At 72.7% G+C, this 6,451-nt stretch carries 7 protein-coding genes; 4 read left to right on the top strand and 3 right to left on the bottom strand.

Features of this window, described 5'->3' with window-relative positions:
- The coding region (locus ACFRMQ_RS36590; RefSeq protein ID WP_380735155.1) for a hypothetical protein at positions 1–398 on the bottom strand (398 nt) is incomplete at its 3' end.
- A gap of 327 nt (positions 399–725) precedes the next feature.
- Positions 726–2,102 (bottom strand): MFS transporter, encoded by a 1,377-nt coding sequence (locus ACFRMQ_RS36585; protein WP_380735156.1) that lies wholly within the window; start codon positions 2,100–2,102, stop codon positions 726–728.
- Between the two features lie 183 nt (positions 2,103–2,285).
- On the opposite strand from ACFRMQ_RS36585, the gene ACFRMQ_RS36580 reads away from it, so the two are divergent.
- A complete protein-coding gene (locus ACFRMQ_RS36580; RefSeq protein ID WP_380735154.1) occupies positions 2,286–2,852 on the top strand; it encodes a TetR/AcrR family transcriptional regulator in 567 nt (188 codons plus the stop codon).
- Positions 2,853–3,086: 234 nt separating this feature from the next.
- Here ACFRMQ_RS36580 and ACFRMQ_RS36575 read toward each other — a convergent pair whose 3' ends face one another.
- A complete protein-coding gene (locus ACFRMQ_RS36575) occupies positions 3,087–4,460 on the bottom strand; it encodes a rhodanese-like domain-containing protein (RefSeq protein ID WP_380735153.1) in 1,374 nt (457 codons plus the stop codon).
- A 312-nt stretch (positions 4,461–4,772) separates the two neighbouring features.
- Here ACFRMQ_RS36575 and ACFRMQ_RS36570 point away from each other — a divergent pair, with 312 nt between their 5' ends.
- The 3 genes from ACFRMQ_RS36570 to ACFRMQ_RS36560 all read left to right on the top strand — a co-directional run.
- On the top strand, positions 4,773–5,150 hold the full coding sequence (locus ACFRMQ_RS36570; protein ID WP_380735152.1) for a rhodanese-like domain-containing protein: 378 nt from the start codon (positions 4,773–4,775) through the stop codon (positions 5,148–5,150).
- Positions 5,147–5,896 carry a sulfite exporter TauE/SafE family protein gene (locus ACFRMQ_RS36565; protein WP_380735151.1) on the top strand — a complete coding sequence of 250 codons (750 nt, stop codon included), beginning with the start codon at positions 5,147–5,149 and terminating at the stop codon, positions 5,894–5,896. Before ACFRMQ_RS36570 ends, ACFRMQ_RS36565 begins: the two co-directional genes overlap by 4 nt.
- Positions 5,897–5,993: 97 nt before the next feature.
- The coding region (locus tag ACFRMQ_RS36560) for a rhodanese-like domain-containing protein (RefSeq protein ID WP_380735150.1) at positions 5,994–6,451 on the top strand (458 nt) is incomplete at its 3' end.

Raw genomic sequence — 6,451 nt, 5'->3', positions numbered from 1 at the left:
AGCATGCCGGAGACGTAGAACCTGTCGGCCAGCGCCGCGGTCACCGCCTCGCGCAGGGTCTCCGGCTCCAGCTCGGACCAGGCCAGGAACCCCTGCGCCTCGCACCGCGCCAGCGCCCGCGGGTCGATCGCCTCGGTCCCGTCGACCAGCAACAGCAGCAGCCGGGCGCCGTCGGCGCAAAGCGCCTGGACCAGCTCCGGGATGCCGTCGTTGCCCAGCTCGGCGGCGGCGGTCAGCACGAGGTCGAAGCGCTGCCCGTCGGCCGGGCGGGAGTTCAGCAACCGGACGGTCCCGGCACGGTCGAACACCCGGATCATGCCTTCCAGGGCGAATCGGTGCAGAGCGTTCTCCATCACCAGGGCGATGCTGAGTCCGGACTCGTCCAGCTGAGTTCCCACTGTTGCTTTCCTTCGACCGATGGGCTCGGGGGCGTGCGGGCAGCACCGGCCAAGGCTAGCCGTGGATCCGGCGACCTCCCACCCGTTTCCCGGTACTGCCCGGTTCAGTCTCACGCGGGCAAGGGTTGCCGGTCCATGGTGACGATGTGTCATCTTGTCTGGTGGCCGATCTCTCGTCATGACCTGCCGCCAGTCGCTGCGGTGACTGTCAGTCAGTCATTCCGCCGGCGGATTCACCGTCAGAAGTCGGTTACGACAGGACAGTTCACACATCCTTACCGGTGCCGGGAGGCCGAGCATCCGTGGCACAGCCGGCCACCGTGCCGTTCAGGAGCGGCTCGAACTCGCCAGCCACAGCCCGGCGAACACAGCCGCGGCCAAGGTGGCGGCACCGGCCACGATGAAGGCACTGTTGAGGCCTTCCGCGAACGAGCCGCCTCCCGATTCCCGGCCGCGGACGACGGCCCCGAGCAGCGCCACTCCGAATACCGCGCCGATCTGCCGGGTGGTGCTGCTGATCCCCGAGGCGAGGCCGCCCTCCTGTGGACTGACGGCCTGGATGGCGGCACCGGTCAGCGGGGACAGGGTCAGCGCGAAGCCGACGCCGATGAGGGCCAGCCGCCACCACACGTTGCCGTAGCCGGTGTCCGCGTGCACGAAGCCCAGGGCCAGCAGTCCCAGCCCGGCCAGCGTCAGGCCGGTGGTGACCACGAACCGGAAGCCGTACCGGGCGGCGAGCCGACCCGCGTACGGGCTGAGGACGACCATGCCGAGCGAGGTGGGCAGGGTCTGCAGGCCGGCCCACAGGATCGAACTGCCCTGCACGTAGACGAAGAACTGGGAGAAGAAGAACGACGAGCCCATCAGGGCGAACCCGACCACGACCATCGCCGTGTTGGCCACCGTGAACAGCCGCTGCCGGAACAGCCGCAGCGGGAGCATCGGCGCCGCGCGACGGCTTTCGACGGCGACGAAGACGGCGAGGAGCACCACGGCCGCCGCGAAGCTGCCCAGGATCACCGGCGAGGTCCAGCCGCGGGAGCCGCCCTCGATCATGCCGTAGGCCAACGCCCCCACTCCCAGGACGGACAGGATCGTCCCGGGGAGGTCGATGGCGGGGGCGCTCGGATTGCGGGACTCGCTCAGGAACCGCAGGCCCGCCGGGAGCAGGACGACACCGATCGGCAGGTTGACGAGGAAGATGGCGGGCCAGCCGAAGGCATCCGCCAGCACTCCACCGGCCAGGGGCCCGGCGGCCATGCCGATTCCGCTGATTCCGGCCCACAGCCCGATCGCCTTGACCCGCTCCCGCGGCGCCGGATACGCGGCGGCGAGCAACGCCAACGAGGCCGGGCTGAGCGCCGCGGCACCGATGCCCTGCAGCACCCGGCCGGCCAGCAGCCAGCCGATCGAGGGCGCGGCGGCACACACCGCGGATGCGACGGTGAACAACGCGACGCCGGACAGGAACACCCGCCTGCGGCCGAATCGGTCGGCGAAGACGCCGCCGGACAACAGCAGCATGGCGACGATCAGCACATAGGCGTCGACGATCCACTGCAAGCCGGTCAACCCCGTGTGCAACCGCTCCCGCATGTCAGGCAGCGCCGCGCCGACGATCGTATTGTCGAGCAGCACCATGAACTGCCCCAGGCAGGTCACCGCCAGCAGCGCGACCTGCTTCGAACGGCTGCCCGCCGCCACCAGCGGTTCAGCCGTCGTCGTGCCCTGAGTCGTGGTCAAGACCGTCCCCTCCCTTGGTCCGTGGCACCCGGCACGAGGCAGGAAACTCTGCGAGCACCATCAAACGCAGCTCCCCACTGCGTTAGTGGATACTAGGGAGACCATGACACAAACGCAAGTTTGAGCTGCGTTAAGCTGGGCGGCATGGACGATCAACAGCCGGCCAAGAGGCCCGGCGGGCGCAGCGCCCGCGTCAGCGCGGCGGTGCACCGGGCCGTCACCGACCTGGTCGGTGAGCGCGGCTACGGCAACTTCACGGTCGGCGACGTCGCCGCTCGCGCGGGCGTGGCCGACAGCAGCATCTACCGCAGGTGGGGCGGCATGGACAAGCTGCTCGCCGACGTGCTGCTCACCTACCTCAACACGCAGTCGCCGATGCCCGACACCGGCAGCCTGGCCGGCGACCTGCGCGCCCTCGCGGCCAACGCGGCCCGGGAGATCACCGGACCCGACGGCCTGGCGCTGCTGCGTCTGGTCGTCGCCCTGACCGGCAACGGCCGGCAGGGCCTGCAGGCACGTGACAACCTCCTCGCCGAACGCTCCCGGCAACTGCAGACCGTGCTCGACCGCGCCCGGGAACGCGGCGAGAACCCCCCCGACGCGCTCGGTGTGCTGGACCACGTCATGGCCCCGATGTACATGCGCGTGCTGTTCGGCGCGGGCCCGCTCACCCCGGACTACGTCAACGGGCTGGTCGACCGAGTGCTGTGAGGCGAACCGGCGTTCGGACACGCGAAACGCGGTCGGCCCCGCCCTCCGCCGTGCTCGCGCGGCCGGCCGTCGCGCGATGCGCACCGTGCAAGCGGCCGTCCACCGGCCCGGTGCGGTTCCGCACCTCGGACACCTCGTGTCCGAGGTGCGTCCGCCGCGACCACACCCCCTGGCCCGGACCGGGCTCCGCCGGGGAGGCTTCCCGGGGCAGGGGGTGGGCCGGGACGGTCGGGGTCAGGCCTCCGGGGCACTCTCCCAGGCGCCGTAGCCGCCGATCAGGTCGTAGGTGTTCCGGTGGCCGTGGTGGCGCAGCAGGCTGGCGGCGATGGAGGAGCGGCTGCCGCCGGCGCAGTGCAGGACGACGGGGCGGTCGGTGGGCAGTTCGCCGTGGCGGGTGGGGAGTTCGGCGAGGGGGAGGTGGATCGAGCCGGGAATGGCTCCGTTCTCGCGCTCGCCGGCGCCACGGACGTCGACGACCAGCGGGGGCTGCTGGCCGGCGAGTTCCTCGCGCAGGGTGTGGACGGTGAGGCGGGCGCCCTGGCGCATCAGCTCGGGGTTGGCGAGGAAGACGTCCTCCGGGTCGGCGAGGTAGCCGGCGACCTTGTCGAAGCCGATCCGGGCGAGGCGGGTGACGAGTTCCGCGCCGCGCTCCTCCGGGGCGATGACCAGCAGCTCGCTCTCCGGCGCGAGGACGGTGCCGGACTGCTCGGCGAAGCGACCGTCGGCGGGGACGTTGAACGACTGGGCGAGGTGTCCGGCGGCGAAGGCGGCCGGGTCGCGGCCGTCGACGACGAGGGCGCCCCCGGCGCGAAGGCGCAGGAACTCGGTGCCGGTCAGGGCGCGGACGGCGGCCGGGTCGAAGAGCTCGCGCTCGCGGCGGTTGAGGTCGGCGTCGTAGCCGAAGTAGCCGGGGGCGGTGGGCTGGCCGTCGGTGACCAGGGCGACGAAGGTGGCCTCGTCCATCGGGGCGCAGGCGTAGTTGGTGGCGCGCTCGCGGCCGATGGTGGACTGGCGGTCGGTGGAGAGGTTCTTGCCGCAGGCCGAGCCGGCGCCGTGGGCGGGGAAGACGAGGGTCTCGTCGGGCAGGCCCATCAGCTTGCGGTGGACGCTGTCGTAGAGCATCGCGCCGAGTTCGTCGGCGGTGACGCCGGCGGAGGCGAGCAGGTCGGGGCGGCCGACGTCGCCGATGAACAGGGCGTCGCCGGTGAGCACACCGTACGGGACGGTGTCGTCGGGCTGCTCGAAGACCAGGATGCTGATCGACTCGGGCGTGTGCCCGGGGGTCTCCATGATCTGGAGGGTGACGTCGCCCAGCTCGATCCGCTCGCCGTCGGCGAGCTTGCGGATGGGGTACTCGGTCTCCGCGCGGCGTCCGTAGCCGATCCAGGCGCCGGTGCGGTCGGCCAGTTCGAGGTGGCCGGCCAGGAAGTCGGCGTGGAAGTGGGTGTTGACGACCGCCTCGACGGTGAAGCCGTGGGCCTCGGCGTCGGCGACGTACTCGTCCACGTCACGGCGCGGGTCGACCACGACGGCCCGGCCGGTGCGCTCGTCCGCGATCAGGTACGAGGCCTGGGAGAGGCAGTCGAGGTAGAACTGGGCGAAGTACACGGGGAACCCTCCTGGGCGTCGGGCGCCACAGCGCCGTTTTGATACCCCCCACGGTATATTTCCGAGCATACGACTTCCTGAGTCGATACGGATGGGGGTATCCCGAACGATTTCGATAATACCCCCCGGGGTACTATGGTGGACATCGAGGGGGACGGCCTCCACCACCGAGCCAGGCACGGACGGGGCCGAGGACGCGCCGGTCACGCCGCCGCACCGGGCCACCGGGCCGGTACGGACGCCCGCGAGACCCATGGCGACCCCCGCTACTCCGGACCACTGCGGTCCGGTCTGCACCACTGGAGAAACCGCATGCCTTCGCTGCCGCACACCCCCGGGCCGAACGCCACTCCCGGCCAGGCCACGCCCACCCAGGCGCACGAGCTGGCCCGCACCGGCGCCGCCGTGCTGCTCGACGTCCGGGAGCCCGCCGAGTTCACCGCCGGGCACGCCCCCGGCGCCCTGCACCAGCCGCTGATCGCGCTGGTCGCGGGCGTGCCGCTGCCGCCCGAGGCGACCGGGCGGACCGTGCTGGCGATCTGCCGCTCCGGCAACCGCTCCCAGCGCGCGGCCGAGGTGCTCGCCGCACGCGGCGTCGAGGTGCTGAACGTGGCCGGCGGCATGGGCGCCTGGGCGCTGGCCGGCCTGCCGGTCACCACCCCCGGCGGTGACGCCGGGCACGTGATATGACCACGCTGATCCTGGCGCTCGCCGCCGGCGCGGTGGTCGGGCTCGCGTTGGGTGGGCTGGGCGGCGGTGGCAGCATGCTCGCCGTCCCCGCGCTGGTCTACCTGCTGGGCTTCACCCCGGCACTGGCCACCACGGCCAGCCTGGTGATCGTCGCCGCGACCTCGCTCACCGGACTGCTCGCCCACGCCCGGGCGGGCCGGGTCCGCTGGCGCACCGGCGCGCTGTTCGCCGCCGCCGGACTACCCTTCGCGATGGCCGCCGGAGCACTGTCCGCCCATCTGCCGGGCGCGCTGCTGACCGGTGCCTTCGCGGTGCTGGCGGCGCTCGCGGCCTGGCGGATGCTGATGCCTCCCAAGGCACAGACGCAGGAACGTTCCGCCGCTGGACCCGGCCGCTCCGCGGCGGCCGGCGCCGGCCTGGGCGCGGTCACCGGACTGCTCGGCGTCGGCGGCGGATTCCTCGCCGTACCGGCCCTCGTCTCGGTGCTCGCCTTCACCATGGCCGAGGCGGTCGGCACCAGCCTGCTGGTCATCAGCGCCAACTCCTTCGCCGCCCTGCTCCCCCGCCTCGGCGCGACCGGGGCGATCGACTGGGCCGTGGCCGCCCCCTTCACCGGGGCCGCGATCCTCGGCGCCTGGGACGGCAAGCGGCTCGCCGACAAGCTCAGCGGGCGCACCCTCCAGAAGACCTTCGCCGTCGCCCTGCTCGGCGTCGCCGCGCTGATGCTGGTCACCACCCTGAGCTGACCACCAGGCCGGCTCCCCGCCCGGCTGACCGCCGAGCGCCACCGATCCGCACGACCACCGGTAGCCCGACCCCCTTCCCGAGAGGAACCGCGAACCCATGACCACCACGCCGCTGACCGTCGAGCAGCTCCAGCCCCGCCTGGAAGAACTCACCCTCATCGACGTCCGCTCCCCCGGCGAGTACGCCGCCGGCCACATCCCCGGCGCGCTGAACGTCCCGCTCGACCAGCTCGACCGCGCCCTGCCCGCCCTGCGCGAGGCCGCCGGGAACAACGAGATCGCCGTCGTCTGCGCCGCCGGGCCGCGCGCCGACAACGCCTGCCGTCGGCTGGCCGAGGCCGGCATCCCCACCCTCACCCTGACCGGTGGCACCAACGCCTGGGCGAGCGCCGGACGGCCGCTGGACCAGGTCGCCGGCGCCCGCCGGACCTGGGCACTGGACCGCCAGGTGCGCCTGGTGGCCGGTTCCCTGGTCGTCGCCGGTCTGCTCGTCGACCTCGCCAAGCCGGGCGCCCGCTGGGTCTCCGCGGCCGTCGGTGGCGGGCTGGCCTTCTC

The organism is Kitasatospora sp. NPDC056783, assembly GCF_042789895.1.
Classification (GTDB): Bacteria; Actinomycetota; Actinomycetes; order Streptomycetales; family Streptomycetaceae; genus Kitasatospora.
This window is presented reverse-complemented; position numbering and strand designations above follow the sequence as displayed.